The organism is Streptomyces sp. WAC07094, assembly GCF_036320405.1.
Lineage (GTDB): Bacteria > Actinomycetota > Actinomycetes > Streptomycetales > Streptomycetaceae > Streptomyces > Streptomyces lannensis.
The window spans coordinates 531,454-554,881 of sequence record NZ_JAVMJZ010000001.1; the positions used below are offsets into that span (position 1 = coordinate 531,454).

At 69.4% G+C, this 23,428-nt stretch carries 16 protein-coding genes; 8 read left to right on the forward strand and 8 right to left on the reverse strand.

Annotated elements, in window-relative coordinates; translation table 11 throughout:
• Positions 1-76 precede the first annotated feature (76 nt).
• The 3 genes from RCR19_RS02395 to RCR19_RS02405 form a co-directional block, all read right to left on the reverse strand.
• Positions 77-1,627: a PH domain-containing protein gene (locus RCR19_RS02395; RefSeq protein WP_331263516.1), complete on the reverse strand. Its 1,551-nt coding sequence runs from the start codon at positions 1,625-1,627 to the stop codon at positions 77-79.
• Positions 1,628-1,767: 140 nt separating this feature from the next.
• On the reverse strand, positions 1,768-2,199 hold the full coding sequence (locus RCR19_RS02400; RefSeq protein ID WP_331263517.1) for a nitroreductase/quinone reductase family protein: 432 nt from the start codon (positions 2,197-2,199) through the stop codon (positions 1,768-1,770).
• A gap of 134 nt (positions 2,200-2,333) precedes the next feature.
• Entirely contained in the window at positions 2,334-3,740 is a 1,407-nt protein-coding gene (locus tag RCR19_RS02405) for a DHA2 family efflux MFS transporter permease subunit (RefSeq protein WP_331269318.1), read from the reverse strand.
• A 140-nt stretch (positions 3,741-3,880) separates the two neighbouring features.
• On the opposite strand from RCR19_RS02405, the gene RCR19_RS02410 reads away from it, so the two are divergent.
• Positions 3,881-4,312 (forward strand): MarR family transcriptional regulator, encoded by a 432-nt coding sequence (locus RCR19_RS02410; protein WP_331263518.1) that lies wholly within the window; start codon positions 3,881-3,883, stop codon positions 4,310-4,312.
• Between the two features lie 75 nt (positions 4,313-4,387).
• Here the strand turns inward: RCR19_RS02410 and pgm are convergent, their stop codons facing one another.
• Positions 4,388-6,028: a phosphoglucomutase (alpha-D-glucose-1,6-bisphosphate-dependent) gene (gene pgm / locus RCR19_RS02415; protein WP_331263519.1), complete on the reverse strand. Its 1,641-nt coding sequence runs from the start codon at positions 6,026-6,028 to the stop codon at positions 4,388-4,390.
• Positions 6,029-6,250: 222 nt separating this feature from the next.
• Here pgm and RCR19_RS02420 point away from each other — a divergent pair, with 222 nt between their 5' ends.
• A complete protein-coding gene (locus RCR19_RS02420) occupies positions 6,251-7,477 on the forward strand; it encodes a glycoside hydrolase family 88 protein (RefSeq protein ID WP_331263520.1) in 1,227 nt (408 codons plus the stop codon).
• Between the two features lie 152 nt (positions 7,478-7,629).
• On the opposite strand, the gene RCR19_RS02425 is transcribed toward RCR19_RS02420, so the two are convergent.
• Positions 7,630-8,289: a DUF305 domain-containing protein gene (locus RCR19_RS02425; RefSeq protein ID WP_331263521.1), complete on the reverse strand. Its 660-nt coding sequence runs from the start codon at positions 8,287-8,289 to the stop codon at positions 7,630-7,632.
• A 191-nt stretch (positions 8,290-8,480) separates the two neighbouring features.
• Here RCR19_RS02425 and RCR19_RS02430 point away from each other — a divergent pair, with 191 nt between their 5' ends.
• Both RCR19_RS02430 and RCR19_RS02435 read left to right on the forward strand, forming a co-directional pair.
• Positions 8,481-9,983, forward strand: coding sequence for a hypothetical protein (locus RCR19_RS02430; protein ID WP_331263522.1), 1,503 nt, complete (start codon positions 8,481-8,483; stop codon positions 9,981-9,983).
• Between the two features lie 640 nt (positions 9,984-10,623).
• Positions 10,624-13,167, forward strand: coding sequence for a discoidin domain-containing protein (locus RCR19_RS02435; protein WP_331263523.1), 2,544 nt, complete (start codon positions 10,624-10,626; stop codon positions 13,165-13,167).
• A gap of 230 nt (positions 13,168-13,397) precedes the next feature.
• Here RCR19_RS02435 and RCR19_RS02440 read toward each other — a convergent pair whose 3' ends face one another.
• Together RCR19_RS02440 and RCR19_RS02445 are read right to left on the reverse strand one after the other, a co-directional pair.
• On the reverse strand, positions 13,398-14,402 hold the full coding sequence (locus RCR19_RS02440; protein ID WP_331263524.1) for an aldo/keto reductase family protein: 1,005 nt from the start codon (positions 14,400-14,402) through the stop codon (positions 13,398-13,400).
• Between the two features lie 223 nt (positions 14,403-14,625).
• A complete protein-coding gene (locus tag RCR19_RS02445) occupies positions 14,626-14,952 on the reverse strand; it encodes a putative quinol monooxygenase (protein ID WP_331263525.1) in 327 nt (108 codons plus the stop codon).
• A gap of 396 nt (positions 14,953-15,348) precedes the next feature.
• On the opposite strand from RCR19_RS02445, the gene RCR19_RS02450 reads away from it, so the two are divergent.
• Entirely contained in the window at positions 15,349-17,724 is a 2,376-nt protein-coding gene (locus RCR19_RS02450; RefSeq protein ID WP_331263526.1) for a SpoIIE family protein phosphatase, read from the forward strand.
• Between the two features lie 29 nt (positions 17,725-17,753).
• Complete coding sequence (locus RCR19_RS02455; RefSeq protein WP_331263527.1) at positions 17,754-19,115, forward strand: FAD-binding oxidoreductase; 1,362 nt, start codon at positions 17,754-17,756, stop codon at positions 19,113-19,115.
• A gap of 39 nt (positions 19,116-19,154) precedes the next feature.
• On the opposite strand, the gene RCR19_RS02460 is transcribed toward RCR19_RS02455, so the two are convergent.
• Positions 19,155-20,090 carry a LysR family transcriptional regulator gene (locus RCR19_RS02460; RefSeq protein ID WP_331263528.1) on the reverse strand — a complete coding sequence of 312 codons (936 nt, stop codon included), beginning with the start codon at positions 20,088-20,090 and terminating at the stop codon, positions 19,155-19,157.
• 96 nt (positions 20,091-20,186) lie between these two features.
• Here RCR19_RS02460 and mdlC point away from each other — a divergent pair, with 96 nt between their 5' ends.
• Together mdlC and RCR19_RS02470 are read left to right on the forward strand one after the other, a co-directional pair.
• Positions 20,187-21,767, forward strand: a complete 1,581-nt coding sequence (gene mdlC, locus RCR19_RS02465; RefSeq protein WP_331263529.1) for a benzoylformate decarboxylase — start codon at positions 20,187-20,189, stop codon at positions 21,765-21,767.
• 382 nt (positions 21,768-22,149) lie between these two features.
• Positions 22,150-23,406 (forward strand): aromatic acid/H+ symport family MFS transporter, encoded by a 1,257-nt coding sequence (locus RCR19_RS02470; RefSeq protein ID WP_331263530.1) that lies wholly within the window; start codon positions 22,150-22,152, stop codon positions 23,404-23,406.
• Positions 23,407-23,428 lie beyond the last annotated feature (22 nt).

Below are 23,428 nucleotides of genomic sequence, written 5' to 3' on the forward strand. Positions count from 1 at the left end.
GCGGGCCGGCGTGCCGGGGCGGCGCTTGCCCGTACAGCCGGCTGATCCGACGTGGCCGTCGTCCGGCGGCCGTCTCTCATCCTTCGGGGTTCGCGGTGTCCAGCGGGGTCTTCGCAGCGTCCAGCTCGCGGAGGATGCGCGTGAGGTCGTCCGGGGCTGCGGCAAGGCGTACCGATCGGCCCTCGTCCTCGAGTTCGGCGATGTGCCAGTTGCTCGGGACGGTGTCGCCGTCGGCGCCCCGGGCGCGGCGTACGTTCTTCACGGTGATCCGCTGCGCCGGTATCCGTTTCGCCGCGAACCGGCCCGGGCCGGCGTGGGGTGTCACCGCGGGCGGCCCGTCGCCGAGGAGGACATGGGTGCCGAAGCCGTGCGGGTTGTAGTCAGTGTGCTCCAGGAAGCGGGCGGCCAGGAACACCTCCCCGTCCGGGTGCACGGCCCCATCGGTTGCTTCGGTCACGCCTGGTGTGCGAACCCGGGTGGCGCGCCAGGCCAGAGCGAACAGGCCCAGTGAAAACAGCGTTCCCCCCGCCGACCAGGGGAGCGCCGCCGGGGGTCCGAGGAGGGTCGTGGGGTGCAGGTAGCAGAGCGGCAGCAGCCACAGCGCGGTTCCCACGAGCGCGCCCGCGAACGGCAGGGCGGACGGGAGGACTTCGTCGTCCGGCAGCCTGCGCCCGCGCAGACGCAGCAGGACCTGGGCGCCCGGGTAGCCCGCGGCCAGGGCGAGCACGGCGGCGACGACGGCGACCTCCCCTCCCCCGGTGATGTGCTCGCGCCAGATGTGCCCCGCTCCCGCCACCTCCATCACCTGGTGATGCCAGACGGTCAGTTCCACGCGGTCCCCGGCCTCGAACTCCTCGGCGGCCTCCTCCGAGACCTCCAGCCTGTGCAACGGCCGGCTGCCGGTGAAGTACAGCCAGCTGCTCTGTTTGGGCTGGTGCGGCTCGGTCCGCGCGACGACGGCCGGCACGGTGGACAGGCAATCGCCGTTCTTCCGGACGGACGTCCGCACGGTGCAGGGGGCGGCCGCCTTCCACGCCTGTTCGTCGGCGGCGGCGATCGGCACGAAGTACGCGGCCACGCCGGCACCCGCCAGGAGCGCCGCGCCCAGAACCAATGACCCGATCCTGCCGCGACCAGCGGTTCGGTGCGTGACGACGGGGAGGCGGCCCGGCTCCGCGCCCGAGTGGCGGCAGTGCAGTTCGCGCAGCGAATCCACCGTCGCGTCGAAGTCCGGATCGTTGTACGACCAGGCCACCGGAAGCGGCAGAAGGCGCTTGTGTCCGCCACGGCGTGAGAGGCCGACGCGACGCTGGATGTGGGCGTTGCGCGCGGGCTTCTCGAAGATGTACAGGCCGGTGACATCGCTCCACGGCACACTCGAGCGACGCAGCAGGGTGCGGACGTGAACGCCGTGCACATCGGCACGCACTTGGGCGAAGACATACTGGAGCGACACCGTGCCCGCCACGATCAGTGCCAGACCGATGGTCGCTCCCACGACAAGGAGCGCGCCCCCGAGAGCGATGCTCCCGGCGGTCAGGCACACACCGAGCGCACCGAGTCCGACGAACAACCGGAGCGTGCTTCTCCGGGGCGAGCGGCAGGCCACTTCCAGGACATCCGTCATGACAGGAATCCTGCCACCGGTCCGGACACACCTGCCGCTCGGTATGCGGCTGCCTCGTCTCCCCCAACACCGGTCACCCTGCCAGGCGTTGCCCTCGCGGTCGAGTCAGGCGCCGTCGGACCCGGGCTTTCCACCGGGACTCAACCGGCCGACGCGACGGGCTGCAGCCTCACGATGGGAAACTTTCGGGACGTCTTGGCCTCGTAGTGCGCGCTGTCGGTCCAGTATGCGGACCAGATCCCGTACAGACGCTCCCACGCGGGTGACGGATGCAGCACGACGGTGGGAGTCGCCTTCATGACGCGGTCCCCCACCTCGATGGTCACCTCGGACATGGCGGCGACGTTGGCCACCCATGCCGGATCGTTCTCCGCGCCACGCGCCGAGCCGCAGACGAGATAGCCGTCGCCGTCGGCGGCGTACACGAGGGGGTTCACCCGTTCCCGGCCCGTACGGCGGCCGACCGTGTGCAGGAGCAGGAGCTGGGCGCCCTCGAAGCGGCCCCCCACCGCCCCGTTCCCGCACCGGAACTCGTCGATGACCCGCTCGTTCACGCCCTGCACATCGGTCATGCCCGCCTCACTCCACACGGTGATCCACTCGGTTCTCAGCTAACCAGCAAGCCACCTGGCTGCACCGAGCCACGCCGCACCATGCCCGGGATGCCGAACGGCTCCACCCGGACCGAGGGCGGTCGACGGCCGGCTCATCGGGCGTCGACCCGCTTGCGCCGAAACGGATTGGAACGGCTCGAGGCGGCGGTGCCCCGTGCCGCGGCGCGGGCCGGACCGTCGGGGAGAGTGAAGGAGAAGACCGCCGTCAGCGCGGCGATCGCGGCCAGGGCGAGGTAGGCGTGCTGGTAAGCGGAGACGGGCGGGTCCACCGCGGCACCCGCCGGGGTGCTCAGCACCAGGGCCGTGGTCACCACGGCGGGGGCGAGGGCTCCGCCGGTCTGGCGGACGACGGTGTTCAGAGTGGAGGCCTGCGCCAGGTCCGTCCGGGCGAGGGTGGCCAATGAGGCCACCGTCGTCGGCATGAAGACCCCGCCCATGGCGACGCCGAGAAGGAACATGAGGCCGCGGAACGTCCACAGTCCGGTGTGCCCGTCACAGGCGGCGAACAGCAGCAGGACCGCGCTGACACCGGCCATACCGCAACCGATGATGACCCGCGGGCCGACCCTGGCGTAGAGGGCCCCTGCGATCTGGACGGTCAGCAGGACGCCGAAGGCTTCGGGGAAGGTGCTGGTGCCGGACTCCAGGGCGCTGCGGCCCTGTCCCTGCTGCAGGAAGAGGGGGCCGAGGTACATGGCACCGAGGATCGGCACCAGGCCCACCAGGTTGATCAGGTTGGTGTCCCGGAAGAGGCGGTCCGCGAAAAGTCGCAACTTCAGCAGCGGCTCGGCGATGCGCAGTTCGAACACGACGGCGGCGGCGAGCAGGACCGCGCCCAGGACCAGGGAGGTCACCACGGCGACGGAGGACCAGCCTCGGTTGGGCCCTTCGCAGATGCCGAACATCAGGGAACCGAGGGCCGCCGCGCTCAGCACCAGCCCCGTGAGATCGAACCGGCCGGGCCGCCGGCCGTGTTGTTCGGCCAGGAACAGCAGCCCGAACAGCACGGCCGGCAGACCCACCGGCAGGTTGACGTAGAAGACCCATCGCCAGGACAGGTGGTCCACGAGCAGCCCACCGAGGATGGGGGCGGCGGCCGGGGCGATCTGCTGGGGAATGATCGTGTACCGGGCGATCCGCACCTGCTCGAAGGAATTGAAGGTGCGGAACAGCAAGGAGGCCGAGGCGGGGAAGAGCACACCCGCGGACAGCCCCTGGAGCGCGCGGAAGACCACGAGCTGACCGAGGTCGGCGGCCGCGCCGCACAGCAGCGAGCAGCCGAGGAAGCCGACGAGGGCGGTGAGCAGGACCCGTTTGCCACCGAAGCGTTCGACCAGCCAGGCGGAGGCGGGGATGGCCATCGCCAGGCAGACCGGATAGACCACCACCACCCCGTCCAGGGCGGCCGTGGTGAGCCGGAACTGGCGGGCGATCGAGGGTAGCGCCACGGTGGTGATCGCCCCGTCGACGATCGCGATGAACGTCACGCAGACACACATGGCGGGGACCACAAAACGCTGGCTGGGCTGCACCGGGGGGACGGAAAGGAAGGGACGACGTCGGAAGGACAGCACATGCTGAGCATACTCACTATGTGCATGGTCCTAGAATCGGATGAACGGCGGGGCAAGGAAGTGACATGGCAGTGCACGGCAGCAGCGACATCCTGGTCGACGAGCTCTACGAGACGACGCACCGGCTGCGCCGCTTTGTGGAGTCCCGGTTGCGAACCCATGGGGCCTCGGTGGCCCGGCTGCGTGCCCTGCGGATGCTCGCACGCTCCGAGCAGCCCCTGCGGATGCGGGACCTGAGCGAGATGACGGGAGTCGCGGCGCGCACCACGACCAGCATCGTCGACGGCCTGGAGCGCGACGGTCTGGTGGAGCGTGTCCGCCACCCCCACGATCGCCGCGCGTTTCTGCTGCGCCTCACCGACAAGGGGCTGCGACGCCATCACGAGGCGGAGGAAGTGGACCGCCGCGCCCTCGCCGAGGCGACGGCCGGCCTGGACGCGGAAGACCGCGCCCGGCTACGGGACCTGCTCGCCCGCATCCGCGAGTCCACCGGCTGACACGCCCCTCATGGGTGCACGAGTGCAGGGCCGGCGTCGGTTCCGGTGGCCTCGCACCACCGGAACCCCTGCGCGTCAGCCGCCGAGCGCCCGCAGAACCACGACCTTCGCCTCGTCCTGCACATGGCGAAGGTGATCGGATCCGAGGAACGACTCCGCGTAGATCTTGTACACGTCCTCGGTGCCCGACGGACGAGCCGCGAACCAGGCGTTCGCGGTGGCGACCTTGATGCCACCGATGGGCGCACCGTTGCCAGGCGCCTCGGTGAGGACGGCGGTCACCTGCTCACCCGCAAGGGTGTCGGCGCTGACCTGGGCCGGGGACAACTTCGCCAGGCGCGCCTTGTCCTCGCGGGACGCCGGCGCGTCGATGCGCGCGTACGCGGGCTCGCCGAAGCGCGCCGTGAGAGCGGCGTAGTGCTCGGACGGCATCCTGTCGGTGACGGCCGTGATCTCGGAGGCGAGCAGGGCCAGAATGATGCCGTCCTTGTCGGTGGTCCAGACCGAACCGTCCCGGCGCAGGAAGGACGCCCCGGCGGACTCCTCGCCGCCGAAGCCGAGCGAACCGTCGACCAGGCCGTCCACGAACCACTTGAACCCCACGGGCACTTCCACCAGCCGCCGGCCCAGGTCGGCGGCAACCCTGTCGATCATGCCGGACGAGACCAGCGTCTTGCCCACACCCGCCTCGGCGGGCCACTGCGTGCGATGGGAGTACAGGTAGGAGATGGCGGTGGCGAGGTAGTGGTTGGGGTTCATCAGCCCGGCGTCGGGCGTGACGATGCCGTGCCGGTCGGCGTCGGCGTCGTTGCCCGTCGCGATCCGGAACCGGTCGCGCTGCTCGATGAGCGACGCCATCGCGTACGGCGACGAGCAGTCCATACGGATCCTGCCGTCCCAGTCCAGCGTCATGAATCGCCAGGTGGGGTCGGTCAGCGGATTGACCACCGTCAGGTCCAGGCGATGCTGCTCCGCGATGCGCCCCCAGTAGGCGACCGACGCCCCGCCCAGCGGATCGGCACCGATGCGTACGCCTGCGGCACGGATCGCATCGAGGTCCAGCACGCTCGGCAGATCGGAGACGTAGGCGCCGAGGAAGTCGTAGCGGCCGGTGCCGGGCGCCGCGAGCGCCCGGCTGTAGGTGACGCGGCGTACGTCCTTCATCCCACCCGCGATGATCTCGTTCGCCCGGTCCTGGATCCAGGAGGTCGCGTCCGAGCCGGCCGGGCCGCCGCTCGGTGGGTTGTACTTGAACCCGCCGTCCCCGGGCGGGTTGTGCGAAGGCGTCACGACCACACCGTCGGCCGGGCCGGAGGTGCGCTCCCGGTTGTGGGTCAGGATCGCGTGGGAGACCGCCGGAGTGGGGGTGTAACCGTCCTCCGTGTCGAGGAGCACCGTGACGTCGTTGGCCGCGAACACCTCGAGAGCGGTGATCCTCGCGGGCTCCGACAGCGCATGGGTGTCCGCGCCGAGGAAGAGCGGACCGTCGGTGCCTTGCCTCGCCCGGTACTCGCAGATGGCCTGGCTGGTCGCGGCGATGTGGTCCTCGTTGAACGCCGTCGCGAGCGAGGACCCGCGGTGCCCCGACGTGCCGAAGGCCACCCGCTGTCCCGGCTCGGCCGGATCGGGGTGCAGCGCGTAGTACGCCGTCACCAGCCGCGGGACGTCGATCAGGTCCTCGGGGCCGGCCGGCCTGCCCGCTCGTTCGTGCTGCATCGCACTCACTCCTCCACATCGACCGTGCATCCGCTCGCGCTGTCATCTTGCCCTTTGCCGGGGATGGAGTCTCACATTCCGGCGCGGAGCACGGGGATGACCGGTGGCGACAGAGTGTTCACGTGGATGAACTTGGCTCAGATGGGTGTACGCCTCTGTGGCTGCTGTGCAAGACTCCCCCAACTCCCTTGTGACGTCGGCTAGTTCGAGAGGTAGGCGCCCGTGAGTGTGTCACGACGTACCGTGCTGGCGACGGCGGCCGGAACTGCTGCCGCATACGCCTCTCCAGGGCAGCAGGCACAGGCGGCTGCCGGCCCGGCCCCCGCCTCGACCGTGCGCACCCTTCGCGCGGCCGCCGACTACGCGGTGGACAAGGTCCGCTCCGTCGCACCGGGCGTGAACGGATTTCCCGTCGGGACGAAGTTCGAGAAGTGGGTGTACTCGCAGAACGGCGACTGGGTCGGCGGGTTCTGGCCCGGAACGCTGTGGATGGCGTGGCTCCACACCGGCGACGATGCGCTCCGCGCATGGGCGCTGGAGTCGGCGCAGAAGCTCGCGCCCCGCCAGAACGACACCAGCACGCACGACCTCGGCTTCCTGTTCTATCCGTCCTGGGTCACGGCCTGGCGCCTGACCGGCGAGGACACCTGGCGGGCGGGCGCGGTTCGCGCGGCCGACTCGCTGATCCAGCGGTACAACCCCCGTGGGCACTTCATCAGGGCCTGGGGCGCGCTCAACGACCCCAACAACGCGGGCCGGATCATCATCGACACCATGATGAACCTCGACCTGCTGGCGTTCGCGAGCAAGCAGACCGGCGACGACACATATCTGAACATCGCCGTGGAGCACGCGAAGACCGCCCAACGGGTCTTCCTCCGTCCGGACGGGTCGACCCCGCACGCCTTCGACATCGACCCGGACAGCGGCGCTCCGATCGGCCAGGCCACCGTGCAGGGATACAGCCCCACCTCGTGCTGGTCACGCGGACAGGCATGGGGAGTGTACGGATTCACCACGATCCACCGTCGCACCGGGAACCAGCAGTTCCTGGCCACTGCGCGGAAACTGGCGGACTTCGCGATCGGCGCGCTCGGCTCGGACCACGTCCCCGTCTGGGACTACCGTGCGCCGCAGCAGCCGTACGACATCAAGGACGCCTCGGCCGGTGCGATCATGGCATGCGGACTGCTCGACCTGTCCGCTGTCACGGGCAGTCAGAAGTACCGTGATGTGGCACTGCGACTGCTGACCGCTCTGTCGGAGACCTGTCTGACCCGCAACTCCTCCCGCGCCGAGGCAGTGGTGGCCCGCTGCACCCGGAACCGGCCGGCCGAGGACGGCATCGAGATCTCGCTTCCGTATGCCGACTACTACCTGCTCGAGGGAATCCTGCGCGTGCTCCGGCCGAGCGACGTAGACCGCGCGATCGACCTCTCGGCCCTCTGACCCGGCAGGACGGGGCGAGCACCATGAGCACCGGGGCAGGGCGGGCGGCTGCGGTGCCTCGGGAATCCTGACGTCCACCGAGCCCCTCGGGGCTCGGTGGACCGCCTGCCGCAACGGCCCCTGCCACCTCCGTCGTACGGCGCGGCAGCCGGTCACCGCATGGCGCGCATTCGCATGATCTCGCTCGACTGCTGGGCGATCACGTCGTCGGCCATCTCCTCGATCCGGATGTTGTTGCCCTCCGCCTTCACATCGGTGGCCATGGTGATCGCCCCTTCGTGATGGGTGATCATCAATGTGAGGAAGAGCTGGTCGAAGGCCTTGCCGTCGGCGGCACGCAGATTCTTCAACTGCTCCTCGGTCGCCATGCCGGGCATTGCGGCGTGCTCGTGCTCGTGACCACCGCTCTTCTCCGTTTCACCGTATGTCGTCAGCCAGCCCTTCATGGCCTTGATCTCCGGCTCCTGGGCGGCGGCGATCCGCTCGGCCAGTCGACGGAGCTGAGTGGAATCGGCGCGCTGCGGGACGAGTTCGGTCATCTCCAGAGCCTGCGAGTGATGCTCGATCATCATCCGCGCATAGGAGACGTCGGCCGAGTTGGGAGAGTCGTCCTCCGCGCGCTGCTGGACGGCGTCCTCGGCGGACAGGGTGCGGTTCGCCTCTCCGGGCTCACCGGGCGCGATCACCGAAGGACCGGACCCCGTACTCGACTTGGCCTCCGAACCGGAGTCGCACCCCCCGACCCCGAGCACGGCCAGAGCGGACAGCGTGATCGCGACGCGTGTCGCCCGTGACGCACGGCGGAACAGCACAACAGCCTCCTGTGGCAGGCGGGTTGAAGGACGGCGCGTGGTACTCGGTCACAGTCCTAGCAGGCTTCCGCGCGTTACTGATCAGAAACCTTCATTACAAGTACATTGCCCTCTGTTGGTCTGCGCATGATGAAGACGATACTGCGGGTTGTGTGAACCGTTCCGAGGCGAACGGAACTAGGGAGGAAGCAGTGATCCTGTTGAACGACCCTCGAACACGGCGCAGACGCCTGGGAGTTGCCGCAGCCGCCGCCGGGCTGCTGGCAGCTCTCCTCACGGCCGCACCGGCCACGGCGATACCCGACCCCGGGGACGCCCAGACCGCACGCAAGGAGGTCTCCAACAGCACACAGGCCGAGGCACGACAGGCCATAACGAACGGCGAGATACCCGGCCAGGACGAGATCGTCCACTCCCGCAACATCGAGCACCTCGCCAACATCCCCAAGGACGTACTCCCCGGGACCAATTCGGACCTGGCTTTCCAGGGCAAGTACGCCTTCGCGGGCAACTACGACGGCTTCCGCGTCTTCGACATCAGCAACCCGCGGTCCCCGAAGACGGTCGCGCAGGTCCTGTGTCCGGGATCGCAGAACGACGTGTCCGTCTCCGGCGACCTGCTCTTCCTTTCCACCGACTCCTCGCGCAGCGACAGCAGTTGCAACAGCACCACGCAGCCGACGACGGAGAAGTCCTCGTGGGAGGGCATGAAGGTCTTCGACATCAGCGACAAGACCAACCCGAAGTACGTCGCCGCCGTCGAGACCGCCTGCGGCTCGCACACCCACTCGCTGGTGCCCGAGCGCAAGAACGTCTACATCTACGTCTCCTCGTACTCGCCGAACGCCGCGTTCCCCGACTGCCAGCCGCCGCACGACGGCATCTCCGTCATCAAGGTGCCGCGCAACGCGCCCGAGAAGGCGGCTGTCGTCGACTTCCCGGTGCTATTCCCGGGTGAGGGCCCGGACGGAGGCGGCAACCCCGGCGCTCCCACGAACCCGGGCGTCTCCAAGACCACCGGCTGCCACGACATCACGGTCCTGCAGTCCCAGGACCTGGCCGCGGGCGCCTGCATGGGTGACGGCATCCTGATGTCCATCAAGGACCCGGAGCACCCGAAGGTCATCGACCGGGTGCAGGACAACGTCAACTTCGCGTTCTGGCACTCCGCGACCTTCAACCAGAAGGCGAACAAGGTCGTCTTCACCGACGAGCTGGGCGGCGGTGTCGGGGCCACCTGCAACGAGGCGACGGGCCCGAACCGCGGGGCCGACGGCATCTACGACATCGTCGGCAAGGGCGACAAGCGCAAGCTCGTCTTCCGCAGCTACTTCAAGATCCCCCGCCACCAGGCGGACACCGAGAACTGCGTGGCCCACAACGGATCACTGATCCCGGTCAAGGGCAAGGACATCATGGTGCAGGCCTGGTACCAGGGCGGCGTGTCCGTCTGGGACTTCACCGACTCCCGCCACCCGAAGGAGATCGGCTACTTCGAGCGCGGTCCTCTCACCACCGACACCCTCACGACCGGTGGTTCCTGGTCGGCGTACTACTACAACGGTTACGTCTACTCGAACGACATCGCCAAGGGCTTCGACGTACTGAAGATCAGCGACTGGCGTACGGACCCGGCCAAGCGGGTGCGTCTGTCCGAGCTCAATGTGCAGACCCAGCCGGACTACTTCGACTGACGCACAGCAGGCCATGACACCGCTCGGACTCTGACACTCGGGCAGACCGGCGGCTCGGCAGGGCCGGGCCGCCGGTTCGCCCGTGGCAGGGCTCGGGTCGGCGTGAACCTCCCGGGGCCGACGCCCCGGGGGCTGCTCGGCGGGGACGTCGTTCCCGGCCGAGGCGCGGTGACCGACCGCGCGTGCACATCACCACCGCCGCGCCGACCGCTCGGCCGATACCGGACCTCGGCATCCGGACCGCGGTGACAACGGTGGCCGTGCCACCGTTTCGGCGTGCCCCTCTCCCGACGGCTCGTCCGGTGCGGCACGCGAGCCGGCGGCACGACGCGGTCGGGTCCGCCGATGGTGTCGAAGCGTCCATGTCACGCCACTTCTTGAACACAATGACGGCGACGACGTCCGCCCATGTGGCCATGAGTTGAAAGATTCCCGTGTCCGGGGGCTTGCCTGCCGTGAGGACTCATCAGTTAAATCAAGTCGTGAACTAAGCGAATGCACGGGCCTGTTCAGCTCCCACGTCGATCGGGGCAACCGCGGGTGGGCGTTCCTCGGGCCCGGTCGCACACCTGCAGGGCCGCACCTCAATGCCTTCCGCTCGTCGTGTCCACCGACCCTTCGCACCCGCAGGGGACCTCACATGAGACTCAGATCCTTGGGTGTCGCGCTGGCCGCCACGGCAGCGCTGATCACCCTGCCGACCACCCATGTCCCGGCCGCCGCGGCCGAGACTCCGCTGTCCCAGGGCAGGTCGGCGACCTCGTCGTCCGACGAGAACGCCGGGACACCGGCCCGCAACGCCGTGGACGGCGACGCCGGCACCCGCTGGTCGTCGGCCGCCACCGATACCCAGTGGCTCCAGGTCGACCTCGGCACCACGGCCTCGATCTCGAAGGTCGTCCTCAACTGGGAGGCCGCCTACGGCAAGGACTACAAGATCCAGGTCTCCCAGGACGGCAGCAGCTGGAACGACCTGAAGTCCGTCACCGCCGGCGACGGCGGCGTCGACACGCTCGATGTCTCGGGCCAGGGCCGCTATGTGCGCATGTACGGCGTCCATCGGGCCACCCAATGGGGCTACTCGCTCTGGGAGTTCCAGGTGTTCGGCACCACCGGTGGTGGCACCGCACCCACCTGCGGCACGGCGAACGCCGCGAAGGGCAGGCCCGCCTCGGCGTCCTCCACGGAGAACGCCGGCACCCCCGCGTCGGCCGCGTTCGACGGCGACGCCGGCACCCGCTGGTCCAGCCAGGCGTCCGACCCCCAGTGGGTGCAGGCCGACCTCGGATCGGTCCAGGACCTGTGCAAGGTCGATCTGACCTGGGAGGCCGCCTACGCCAAGGAGTTCCAGATCCAGGCCTCCACGGACGGCCAGAACTGGACCACGCTCAAGAGCGTCACCGGAGCGACCGGAGGCAGCGCCTCCTACGACGTCAGCGGCTCGGGCCGGTACGTCCGCATCAACGGCACGGTGCGCGGCACGGGCTACGGGTACTCGCTGTGGGACGTCGCCGTCCACACCGGTTCCTCCACCACTCCCCCCGTGCAGGGCGGTGGCGACCTCGGTCCCAACGTCATCGTGGTGGACCCCTCGACGCCCAACCTCCAGCAGAAGTTCGACCAGGTCTTCGCCCAGCAGGAGTCCAGCCAGTTCGGCACCGGCCGCTACCAGTTCCTGCTGAAGCCGGGCACCTACAACGGCATCAACGCCCAACTCGGCTTCTACACCTCGATCTCCGGACTGGGCCTCAACCCGGACGACACCCAGATCAACGGTGACATCACCGTCGACGCGGGCTGGTTCAACGGCAACGCCACCCAGAACTTCTGGCGTTCGGCGGAGAACCTCGCCATCAGGCCCTCCAACGGCACGGACCGCTGGGCCGTGGCGCAGGCCGCTCCCTTCCGACGGATCCACGTCCAGGGCGGGCTCAACCTCGCCCCGAACGGCTACGGCTGGGCCTCCGGCGGCTACATCGCCGACTCGAAGATCGACGGCACCGTCGGGCCCTACTCGCAGCAGCAGTGGTACACCCGGGACAGCTCGGTCGGCGGCTGGACCAACGGTGTGTGGAACATGACGTTCACCGGGGTCCAGGGCGCTCCGGCGAGCAACTTCGACACGGGCCCGTACACCACGCTGGACACCACGCCCGTCTCCCGCGAGAAGCCGTTCCTCTACCTCGACGGCAGCAACTACAAGGTCTTCGTACCCGCCAAGCGCACCAACGCCCGCGGGGTGTCCTGGCCCGCCAACGCCGGCACCTCGATCCCGCTGGACCAGTTCTACGTGGTCAAGCCCGGCGCGACCGCGGCGACGATCAACGCGGCCCTGGCCCAGGGGCTCAACCTGCTGTTCACTCCGGGTGTCTACCACCTGGATCGGACGCTCGAGGTGACGCGCGCCGACACGGTCGTACTCGGCCTCGGCCTCGCCACCCTCGTCCCGGACAACGGCGTGGACGCGATGCATGTGGCGGACGTCGACGGCGTCAGGCTCGCGGGCTTCCTGATCGACGCCGGAGCCACCAACTCCGACACGCTCCTGCAGATCGGCCCGGCAGGCGCTGCCGCCGATCACTCCGCCAACCCCACCACCATGCAGGACGTGTTCATCCGCATCGGCGGTGCGGGCCCGGGCCTGGCCACCAATTCGGTCGTCGTCAACAGCGACGACGTCGTCATCGACCACACCTGGATCTGGCGCGCGGACCACGGTGACGGTGTCGGATGGAACACCAACCGCGCCGACTACGGTCTGCGTGTCAACGGCGACGACGTCCTGGCCACCGGTCTGTTCGTGGAGCACTTCAACAAGTACGACGTGCTGTGGAGCGGCGAACGCGGCCGTACGATCTTCTTCCAGAACGAGAAGGCCTACGACGCGCCCAACGCCGCCGCCATCACCCATGACGGCATCGTCGGTTACGCGGCCTACAAGGTCGCCGACACGGTGAACGTCCACGAGGCCTGGGGCCTGGGCAGCTACTGCAACTACACGGCCGACCCCAGCATCGTCCAGGCGCACGGCTTCCAGGTGCCCGTCAAGACAGGCATCAAGATGCACGACCTCCTGGTCATCTCCCTGGGTGGCAAGGGGCAGTACGCCCATGTCGTGAACGACACCGGCGCCCCCACCTCGGGAACGGACACCGTCCCCTCCAAGATCACCCAATTCCCCTGATGCACGGAACGGCACGGGTCACCCGCAGGTGACCCGTGCCGCCGCACTCCGGCACGAACCGGTCGGCTCCCGGTCCGAAAGACTCCGGCCGGTGACGGCCACCGGGCAGTCGGCAGGCGTGCTGGGCGGCAGGACCTGCCGCCGAGCCGCGAGGCGGCCGGGACCCAGCCTTAGCAGGGTCCCGGCCGCCTCGGTCGCTCATGTCTGCGAACAGGACGTGGGTCGCCGTCTCAGGAACGGCGCTCCGGTACGTTGTCGTGCACGCGCTTGGGGTCGGTGACCGCGACCGGCTTGAGGATCTCCTCGATGCGCGCCATCAGATCGGCCTCGAGCACCACGCCCGACGCCTTCGCGTTCTCCTGGACCTGCTCCGGCCGCGACGCACCGATGATGGCCGCGGACACATTGGAGTTCTGCAGCACCCACGCCACGGCCAACTGCGCAAGCGACAGATCCGCCTCCGCCGCCAACGGCTTCAACTGCTGCACAGCCGCCAGCACGTCATCACCCATCCACCGCGCGATCATGCCGGCGCCACCCTTGTCGTCCGTGGCCCGCGAACCCGCCGGCGGCTGCTGACCCGGCTCGTACTTGCCCGTCAGCACACCCTGCGCGATCGGCGAGAACACGATCTGGCCCATACCCAGCTCCTCGCAGGTAGGCACCACCTCGCCCTCGATCACCCGCCACAGCGCGTTGTACTGCGGCTGGTTGGAAACCAGAGGAATCCGCAGCTCACGCGCCAGCGCGTGAGCCCGCCGGATCTGCTCCGCGGGCCACTCCGACACACCGATGTAGTGAGCCTTCCCGGAGTGCACGACATCGGCGAACGCCTCCATCGTCTCCTCCAACGGCGTCGCCACGTCGTACCGGTGCGCCTGATACAGATCCACGTAGTCGGTCCGCAGCCGCCGCAACGACCCCTCGATCGACTCCATGATGTGCTTGCGCGACAGCCCCCGGTCGTTACGGCCCGGACCCGTCGGCCAGTACACCTTCGTGAAGATCTCCAGACCCTCGCGGCGCTCACCCTTCAGCGCATCACCCAAAACCGCCTCGGCCCGCGTCCCGGCATAGACATCCGCAGTGTCGAACGTGGTGATGCCCGTCTCCAGCGCGGCACGCACACACGCGACAGCCGCATCGGCCTCCACCTGCGAACCATGAGTGAGCCAGTTCCCGTAAGCGATCTCGCTGATGATCAGGCCACTGCGGCCGAGATGACGGTATTCCATAGGGGCAATCCTTCTTTGGCATGTGCGGGGCTCGCGACATGGCCCTGTGCGCACGCGCCGCGGCCTGCCGACAGCTCGGCAGCCGGGCAATCGGTCGCCACAGGGACGCTTGTCAGCTCATCAGATCATTTCATGCCCCGATGACGACGGCGGATGACTACCCCTGCTGGACGTACTCTGCGCAGGGTCACCCACCGCGTCCGGTCAGGAGCGTATACGGCCGTCAGTCCTTGACGGTCATCTCCCCCAGCTCGGACCAGTCGTCCTGCTCCAGTACCGTGTTGATGATCCGCGGCGTCTCGGTCAGGTGAGCCGGCAGGTTCTCCATGGCAGCCCGGAAGTGCTCGGACTGGACGTGTGCGGCGCCCGCGTCGCCGTCCCGGAACGCCTCGACGAGCACGTACTCGGCCGGGTCCTCGATGCTGCGCGACCAGTCGAACCACAGGCAGCCGGGCTCGTTGCGCGTCGCCTCGGTGAACTCGCGCGTGATCTCGGGCCACTGCTCCACGTACTCCGGCTTGACCCGGAACTTGACCGTGATAAAGATCATTTCACGCTCCCTGTTCGCATGTGATCTTCACTCATCGTAGGACGACGTGCGACCGCGGCGCGCAAGGGGCGATGGCCCGAACGCCCGCAAAAGCCTACGGCGAAGGTGACGTTTCGGGCCCTCTTCGCACGGACGACTTCGTCGGGCGCGGCGACGGTCACGCGACTCCACCGCTGAGCCCGCACCGGACCGTCCCCACCGCTCCCCACGAATCGATCATGGATCATGCCTCCTTGTGCCGCCGCGCGCCACCGGGCGTTCCTCTCCCGGACCCGCCCGCCCCGTGCGGGCCACGACGGCCCGCGAAGGTACCGCGCGGGCCGGTGAGCGCAAGGACACGGAAGGGCCGATATGAGACCGTAGAGCCAGGTATCCGCCCGTGGAATGGACCCCCGTATGGGTCGCACGAACATGGCGCATGAACACCGGGGCGATCCGCTCGGGATCACGTCCGCGGCCGTCGCCCTCGTGGACACACACGGCTTGATCAAGTACTGGAGCGCGGCGGCCCAGAACCTGCTCGGATATGCGGCGGCCGAGGTACTCCGGCGGCCCGCGACATCACTCCTGCTGTGCGAGGACGCGCTGACGTCCGCATGGTCCGGAGCACGGCGGGTGGGAGCGGGCTGGGAGGCGGAGGTCACCGTACGTCACCGCGCGGGTCATCCGCTCGAGGTCGCGCTGCGGGCGTGCCCCGTGCGCGCCGGAAACGGGTCCGAGTGGCTGATCGCGGCCTGTGACATCGCCGCCTCCCACAGGTGGGAGCTGGACCAGGCGGTGGTGCGCACCCTGCTCAAGGAGCGGGCGCTCACCGGCACCGGGCCGGACGAAGAGCCCCGGCCGCCGTGGGTGAACCCCCCGGCCGGTATGGAGGGTCCGCCGCAGGATGCGCCCGTACTCCCCCCGTCCACCCTGTGTGCGCGACGGATGCCGTCGGTCGTGGACGCGCCGGCCGGACCGGCCACCGGGCTCGGCCGCGGGCAGGGCACACGCCGCTCATCACGCCGGCCGGCGAACCAGGGGAAGGCGCTCGGACCGCGCTCCACCGCCGTCGCCGTTCCGTCCTACGACGAAGCGCGCGAACGGCTCGCCCTCATCAACGAGGCGGGGCAGCGCATCGGCACGACGCTGGACCTCGACCACACGGTGCGCGAACTGGCCGAGGTGCTCGTGCCCGAGCTCGCCGATTTCGCCGCGATCGACCTCTTCCAGGGAGGCCTCACGGCGAAGGAGGTCACGGGCGAACCGGTGACCGGCGGGGCCCTGCGCAGGGCGGCCAACCTGTCGATCCACGAGGAGCACCCGGAGGTGGTCGTCGCGATCGGGGAACCGACCAGATATCCGGCACGGTCCCCGCAACGGCGGTGCCTGGAGGCCGGACGGTCCATCCTCGACCCCGTGCTGGCCCCGACGACCTGGTGGCTCGCCGATGACCCTTTGCGTCTGGAGAAGCTGCACCGGATCGGTGTGCACACCCATCTGACCGTGCCGCTCCGGGCACGGGGCGTGACCATGGGGGTGGTGACGCTGCTGCGCTGGGAGAACCCGGACGCCTTCGACGAGGACGACCAGTTGCTTGTTGAAGAACTGGTCGCCCGAGCGGCGGTGTGCGTGGACAACGCCCGGCGGTTCGCACGCGAGCACAACGCGGCGCTCACCCTTCAGACGAGCCTGCTGCCGCCCGATCTGCCCGACCACAGCGCCGTCGAACTCGCCTATCGCTATCTGCCGACCGATGCCGAGGCCGGCGTCGGGGGCGACTGGTTCGACGTCATCCCCCTGTCGGGCGCCCGGGTCGCGCTCGTGGTGGGTGATGTCGTGGGCCATGGGATCCACGCCGCGGCGAGCATGGGCCGGCTGCGTGCGGCCGTGCAGACGCTCGCCGATCTCGACCTCCCGCCCGACGAGCTCCTGGCCCACGTCGACGACCTCGTCCTGCGTCTGGCGGACGAGGCGGAGGCGGCCACGGACGACCCGATGGTCATCGGCGCCACATGCGTCTACGCCGTGTACGACCCGATCTCGGGCAAACTCAATGTGGCGCGGGCCGGGCATCCCAGCCCCGCCATCGCCCATCTCTCCGAACCCGTCGAGTTCCCCGACATCCCCGCCGGGCCGCCGCTGGGACTGGGCGGTCTGCCCTTCGAATCGGCCGAGATCGAGGTGGAGGAGGGAAGCGTCATCGCCCTCTACACCGACGGGCTGATCGAGGCGTCGGACCGGGACGTCGACGTCGGCTTCGAGCGGCTCTGCTTCGCCCTGGCCCATCCCGACCGGCCTCTGGAGGAGATCTGCGACACGATGGTGCGTTCGCTGCTGCCGGACCACCCCCATGACGACGTCGCCTTCCTGATCGCACGGACGCACCGCCTCCCCCTGGACCGCGTGGCCTCCTGGGAGGTGCCCTCCGACCCCCGGGCTGTGCACGATGTGCGCTGTGAGGCCGTCCGGCAACTGACGGAATGGGGCCTCGAGGATCTCGCCTTCACCACCGAACTCATCGTCAGTGAACTCGTCACCAATGCCATCCGGCACGCCAGCGGACCGACCGCTCTCCGGCTGATCCTGGACCGCAGCCTGATCTGCGAGGTGTCGGACGCAAGTAACACCTCCCCGCACATGCGCCGTTCACCCATCACCGACGAAGGAGGCCGCGGGCTCTTCCTGGTCGCCCAGGTCGCACAGCGCTGGGGCACCCGGTACACCGGCACGGGCAAGACGGTGTGGGCGGAGCAACCGCTGCCGTCCGGTGATGTCCCCCCGCGGAGGTGATCGCCTTGGACCCCTCGACCCTTGAGGCCATGAAGGCCGCCCTCCGTTGTCCGGTCATCGGCCCGCAGGACGCGGAGTACTCCCGGGCGCGCACGGTCTACAACGCGATGATCGACAAGCGCCCGGCCGCCGTGGTGGGATGCGCGGATGCGGCGGATGCAACGGCCGCCGTCGACTTCATCCGCGACAACGGCCTGGAACTCGCGGTCCGCGGGGGCGGCCACAGCGGCCCGGGGCTGTGCCTGGTGGAGGACGGCGTCACCGTCGACCTCTCCGCGATGCGCCGGATAGAGGTCGACCCGGTCGCCAGGACCGCTCGGGCCGACGGCGGCTGCCGACTTCGGGAACTCGACCACGCCACGCACGAGTTCGGGCTCGCCACGCCCGGCGGCATCGTCTCGACGACCGGTATCGGCGGGCTCACGCTGGGCGGCGGACACGGCTACCTCACCCGCACGTACGGACTCACCGTGGACAATCTGCTGGGCGCGGACGTCGTGCTGGCCGACGGCAGCTTCGTTTCGGTGAGCGAGACCGACCACCCGGACCTGTTCTGGGCACTGCGCGGTGGCGGCGGCAACTTCGGTGTGGTGACCTCGTTCACCTACCGGCTCCACCCGGTGGACACGCTCGGGTTCGTGATCACCCTGTGGCCGGTGGACGGCACCCGCGAAGTGCTCGCGTGGTACCGCGACTTCCTTCCGCGGGCGCCCGAGGACGTGTACGCCTACTTCGCGCTGTTCGTCGTCCCTCCCGTCCCGCCGTTCCCCGAGGAACTCCACGGGCAGCGGATGTGCGGCATCGTGGGGTGCCACACCGCTGAACCCGACCGTGTGGAAGCGGCGTTCACGTCGGTTCGGGAGCCGGGTCCGCCGACCTTCCACTTCACGGCAGCGCTGCCCTATCCCGCGGTGCAGAGCATGCTCGACCCCATCATCCCGGCCGGCTACCAATGGTATTGGCGGGGCGACTTCTTCGATCGCATCCCGGATGCGGCGCTGGATGTGCACCTCAGGTACGGCGAGCACATCCCGACCCCGCTCTCGCTCATGCACCTGTATCCGGTGGACGGGGCCGCGCACCGGGTGGCTCCGGACGACACCGCCTGGAGCCACCGGGACGCCGTCTGGTCCGCCGTCTTCGCCGGGGTCGACCCCGATCCGGCCAACGCCGGGACCATCAGGCAGTGGTGCGTCGACTACTGGCAGGAGATGCACCCGCACTCCATGGGCGGCTCGTACGTGAACTTCATGGGTGAGGACGAAGGCCGCGACCGGGTGCGGAACACATACGGAGACCACTACGACCGGCTCGCACGGGTCAAGCGGACCTACGATCCGGACAATCTCTTCCGCGCGAACCAGAACATCGAGCCCGCCCGGAACCCGTGACCGGAAGGCCCCCCACGCCCCGGCCTGCTGCTGGGACTTCTAGCGAGCGGCGTACGGGGGCAGTTGGGCCCGGCTCACCCGCTCGCCCAGCACCTCGGCCATGAACTGGACCAACCACCGCTGGGACGGAGTGCGCGAGGACTCGTGCCGTGCGTACAGGGCGACTTCGATCGGCTCAGTGACGAACGGCAGCCGCACGAGGCGTACTCGATGGGAGGCGGTGAAGACCTCTCCGACGTACTCGGGGACGATGGCGATCAGGTCGGTCTGCTCCAGCAGATACGGCAGCATCGAGAAGCGTGTGGCGTCCACTGCCACCCGGTCCAGGAGCCCGTGCGCGGCGAGCACCGCCCGTGGCACCACATGTCCGTTGGGGCCGAAGACGGTCGCATGGTGCTCGGCCGCGAGCTCCGGCAGCGTGACCCAGTCACCCCGCACGCGCGGATGGTCGGCGGCGACCATGCCGACGTACCGCTCGTGGAAGAGCGGTATCCGGACGGTCCGGTGGGAGGTCAGCACAGGGGTGGCGACGAACGCGTCGAGCTCGCCGCGGCGCAGTTGGTGCTCCGCGTCGTCGACGTCCAGCGGACGCACGATGAACGACACCCGCGGCGCCCGCTCCCGGGCCGCCGCGAGGAGACGTGGCAGCAGGGTCGCCTCCCCCAGGTCGGACAGTGCGAGCGTGAACCGTCCCGCCATGGTCCCGGGGTCGAACGCGTCGGCCTGACCCACCGCCCCGTCGATGTCCGCGAGAGCGCGCTGCAGCGGCTCGTACAGCCGACGGGCACCGGCGGTCGGCGTCAAGCCGCGCCCGGTGCGCCGGAACAACTCGTCGTCGAAGTGCCGGCGCAGTTTGGCCAGGCTGTAGCTGACCGTGGGCTGCGTGAGGTGGAGCGTCTCGGCCGTGACCGTGACACTGCCGGTCTCGTAGAGCAGCACGAACACGCGGGCGAGGTTGAGGTCGAAGCTCCTCATATCGAAGGACTCTATATCTCCGCGCCACAACATCTATTGGCGCTCATGTTCCGGGACTGCCTAGCGTGATGCACGTCACTTCGGAAAGGAACGTCTGTGCCGTCCGTGCGTCGCGTCTCCCATGAGTTCCTGGAGCGTCAGGGGCTCACCACCGTCTTCGGCAACCCGGGCTCCAACGAATTGCCCTTCCTCGCCGAGCTCCCCGACAGCTTTCGCTATGTCCTCGGTCTGCACGAGGGAGCCGTTGTCGGCATGGCCGACGGCTTCGCGCAGGCGACGGGCCGTGCCGTCCTGGTGAATCTGCACGCCGCCTCCGGATCCGGGAACGCGATGGGCGCGTTGACGAACGCCGTGGCCTCCCGGACCCCCCTGGTGATTCTGGCCGGTCAGCAACTGCGGTCCGCCGTCGGCCTCGAGGCGAATCTGGCCAATGTCGACGCTCCCGCGCTGATGAAACCCCTGGTCGGCTGGGCCGCGGAGCCGGCCTGCGCCGAGGATGTTCCGCGTGCCCTCGCCCAGGCCGTGTTCGAGGCCCGGCTCCAGCAACGCCCCACCTATCTGTCCGTCCCCTACGACGACTGGGCGGCCGACTGCGAAGACAACGCCCTGGCGGTGCTCGACCGGAACGTCCAACGCGCCTCTCTGCCCTCCGGGGAGCAGGGCCGCCGACTGGTGGAGGACGTGACCTCTGCTCGCCGGCCCGCACTCGTACTGGGCGGCGACATCGACTCGGCGGGCCTGTTCCACGACGCCGTCCGGCTGGCGGAGCGCCTCGGCGGACCCGTGTGGGCGGCCCCTTCGCTCTTCCGGCTCCCCTTCCCCAACCGCCACCCGCTGTTCCGCGGTGTGCTGCCCGCCGGGATCGCGCCCGTCTCCGAGGCGTTCGAGGGCCACGACCTCGTACTCGTGCTCGGCGCGCCGGTGTTCCGCTACCACGAGCACCTCCCCGGCCCCTATCTGCCGCGAGGCACCCGGCTCGTCCAGGTGACCGACGACGCCTCCGCGGCCGCGCGGGCGCCCATGGGCGAGGCACTGGTCGCCGACCCCGGCGCGGTCATCGATCTGCTGATGAAGGTCCTCGACGCCCCGGCGGCGGCCGAAGCGGCCTACCGGCCCGTACCCGAACCGCAGACCGCCGACGGACCGGCGATGCATCCGGAAGAGGTGTTCGCCGCACTGCGCGACACGCTGCCCGAGGACACCGCCTACGTGGTCGAGTCGACCTCGACGAACTCCTCGTGGTGGCGCCAGATGGATCTGCGCCGACCCGGCTCCTACTACTTCCCGGCGGCGGGCGGACTCGGTTTCGGCCTGCCCGGTTCCGTCGGTGTCGCGATGGCCCAGCCCGGCCGGCCGACCGTCGGTGTCATCGGGGACGGCTCGGCCAACTACGGGATCACCGCCCTGTGGACGGCCGCTCAGCACCAAGTACCCCTGACCGTGGTGCTGTTGCGCAACGGGACGTACGGCGCCCTGAGGTGGTTCGGCGACCTCCTGGGCGTGCCGGACGCCCCGGGCCTGGACATCCCGGGCCTGGACTTCACTCGTGTCGCGGAGGGCTACGGCGTCGCCTCCCGCCAGGTCAAGGGTGCCGAGGAGCTGCGTGCGGTCCTCGCCGAGCGCCCCGACGGTCCCCGCCTGATCCAGGTGGACACGGCACTCACCACCCCCTCCTGAAAGAAAGGGAATCGATGACATTCCTGGACAACGGCGTCCGGGGCACGGGACTCCACAGCGACGGCTGGACGTACTCCGCCCCGAAGGACGCGGCGCATCACCCCCTCCGCGCCCGGCACCGGTGGAAACGGGCGCACCGTGTCGTCACCGACCGGATCGGCTCCGGCGATCTCCCCCTCCGCCAGCGGACCTCCGGGGCGGGCCCTCACACGCCCACCGGTCGGCCCGACGGCGGCGGCATCGGATCCGGTCACGTCGGTCACCGCGACACCGCGGCCCAGGTCGGCGCCCCCAGCGAGACCCGGTGGGTCGCGCGAACGGGCATCGCCTCTCACCCGTTGCGAACCCACTCACCCACACCGTCCCCTGGGGGAATGTCACGATGACACCCGTCACCCCGTCCCAGACGTCGGCCCGCTTCGGCCTCGCCGGCCGCGACGCCTGGACGGTGGTCCTGTGCTGGATCACCGTTCTGCTCGAGGGCTACGACCTCGTTGTCCTCGGCGCCATCATCCCGACCCTTCTCAAGACCCACTACCTCGGAATGACCGCGGCCGACGCCACCACGATCGCCACACTCTCGCTCGTCGGTGTGGCCATCGGCGCGGTCTGCGTCGGCCCGCTCGCCGACCGGTTGGGGCGGCGCCACCTGCTCATGGGCTCGGTGGTGCTGTTCTCGCTCTTCACCGTCCTGGTACCGCTGGCCGACTCCGTCGCGATGTTCGCCGTGCTGCGCCTCATCGCCGGTGTGGGCCTCGGCGCGTGCATGCCGGTCTCACTCACGATGATGGCCGAGCACATGCCGGCCCACCGGCGGGCACGGGCCAGCACGCTGACCATGACGGGCTACCACACCGGTGCCGTGATCACCTCGCTGCTGGCACTGCAGGTGACCGACAACTGGGAGATCCTCTTCTACGTGCTCGGCATCGCGGGATTCGTCGTCGCCGTCGTCCAGTGGTTCCGCCTGCCGGAGTCGGAGGCCTTCGTCCGGGCCAGGCAGTCGACCGGCTCCGACCGTGTCCCGTTCACCGAGCTGCTCAAGCCCGCCTACCTCCGGGCGGGCATCGGCATCTGGGTCGCCTCCTTCATGGGGCTGCTGCTGGTCTACGGCCTCAACACCTGGCTGCCGAAGCTCATGAACGATGCCGGCTATCCCGTGCCGACAGCGGTCACCCAGCTCCTCGTGCTCAACGTCGGAGGCGTGGTGGGCCTGATCATCGGCGGCTTCGTCGCCGACCGACGGGGCATCAAGGGCACGACACTCGGCTGGTTCGCGGTCTCCGTGGTCATGCTCGCCTGTCTGAGCGTCAAGATGGGCAGCGACATCCTGCTCGACCTCGTCGTCTTCCTCACCGGCGTGTTCGTCTTCTCGGCCCAGGTGCTCGTGTACGCCTATGTGACGAACTTCTACCCCGCCTCCGTCCGCAGCACGGCTCTCGGGTCGGCCTCCGGCATCGGCCGTATCGGCTCGATCGTCGGCCCGTCGATAACCGGAGCCCTGGTCACGGCCGGTATCGGGCATCCGTGGGGCTTCTACTTCTTCGCAGCGGTCGCGGTCCTCGGCTTCCTCGCCGTACTCACCCTGCCGCGCCAGACGCAGAGCCTGCGCACCCAGGCAGTCGAGGCCGTCGCCTGACGCACGACCCGCCCCCGTCTCC